Source organism: Vibrio sp. S12_S33, from assembly GCF_963889785.1.
Lineage (GTDB): Bacteria > Pseudomonadota > Gammaproteobacteria > Enterobacterales > Vibrionaceae > Vibrio > Vibrio aestuarianus.
Map to the genome: position 1 here is coordinate 1 of NZ_CAWPQZ010000150.1, position 1,328 is coordinate 1,328.

General features: G+C 41.6%; 3 protein-coding genes. 1 reads left to right on the forward strand and 2 read right to left on the reverse strand.

Annotation, left to right across the window (positions count from 1 at the left end):
* On the forward strand, positions 1-122 hold a 122-nt coding region (locus AACW06_RS19560; protein ID WP_192076331.1), incomplete at its 5' end, for a transposase domain-containing protein.
* A gap of 313 nt (positions 123-435) precedes the next feature.
* Here the strand turns inward: AACW06_RS19560 and AACW06_RS19565 are convergent.
* Together AACW06_RS19565 and AACW06_RS19570 are read right to left on the reverse strand one after the other, a co-directional pair.
* Entirely contained in the window at positions 436-1,056 is a 621-nt protein-coding gene (locus tag AACW06_RS19565) for a class I SAM-dependent DNA methyltransferase (protein WP_192076332.1), read from the reverse strand.
* A gap of 42 nt (positions 1,057-1,098) precedes the next feature.
* The coding region (locus AACW06_RS19570) for a hypothetical protein (RefSeq protein WP_238336764.1) at positions 1,099-1,328 on the reverse strand (230 nt) is incomplete at its 5' end.

Genomic DNA, 1,328 nt, shown 5'->3' on the forward strand with positions numbered 1-1,328 from the left:
TCATCGAGACGGCGAAAGCTAACGGACTGATACTCTACGATTACATGGTCAAATGTATGAGGGAACTGGCAAAGCCAGAGCCTGATATCAACTCACTTCTTCCTTGGAACTTCTCACACTAAAACGCTCCGTGGGATCGTGGGGCGCTTACCTTACACCTCGGCTGAGCCTGAAGATAATTGGAAAACAACTATTTAACCATTTTGTTGAATAGTGCCTGCTGGGGTTAACCGATAGATGTCTAGTGACCCTATGACAAGTCATAGGCAGCGGCGAGACCGCAATAAGAGATCCTCAATATGTGTTTGTCGTAAGCAATGCTTAATGACCAAAATGACAAAGCGAAGTAGATAACTTTGTTGTTCGAAGAGCATTGACTGCTCACGCAGCCAACAGGATGTTATTGCCTATTGACAGACAGAAGGCTCATATGTGTTATGTCGTTTTTCGTGCTACAAACAAAAACAATGGATATGCAGTTATTTCATTTGAAAAATTTTCCTGCCATATTTCATGGTATTGTTCTGTTGACTCTACAGTAAAGCCAGCATATTGAGCCAATTCTGTTAAGTCAGAAACGTTAAAGCCATTGTGTCCGTCAAAACTTGGATTGTGCTTATGGAACGAACCGTCTTCACTATAAAGGTCGGCTATAACCAGACACCCACCAACAGTTAAGCGCTCATAAGCTGACTCAAAAAAGGAACGCGTATCTAATATGTGATGAAGTGTCATCAACGTGACAATTGCTGAGTACTGCCCGTCTATGGCGAATAAATCCGTAGCCAACTTTGTTGTCATATTAGATATTTGAGAGTTTCTTATCTTTAATTCAGCTTGGCCGAGCATTTTTTCTGATGAATCAACAAGTAAAACATGTTGAAAAATTTCACATAATTGAATGCCGAGCAATCCCGTACCACTTCCAAAATCAATCAGATTCTTATTATCCAGTGAAGGTATTGCCATTATTTTACGTGCGGTAATGTTTGCCCTTTTAACTTTGTCCGCACAATCATCCCACTCTTCAGCAACCTGATCAAAAAACTGTCCCATTTAACCTCCTTGCTATTTTCTAGGGTACGGCATAACGCCCAATTAAGTGGTGAACAACGCACTGACCAAGCCGCTGCATTGCACCATAGAACACTTTACCTGACGCACAGTAAAACTGCCACGCGTTGAGAATCCACTTGAATTGTTTGTATGGATAATAACTCTCAAAATCGGGTAATGTGAGACCCAGGCTTTAGCTGCAACTAAAACTTTCCATGTAGTAGTTCGATTGAACGCTGGCTCCTCTATCGAGAGACCGATAACAAACGAGA

Bases quoted from the DNA above. Each gene is read 5' to 3' on its own strand.
- AACW06_RS19565 (WP_192076332.1), bottom strand. From the start codon at position 1,056: ATGGGACAGTTTTTTGATCAGGTTGCTGAAGAGTGGGATGATTGTGCG.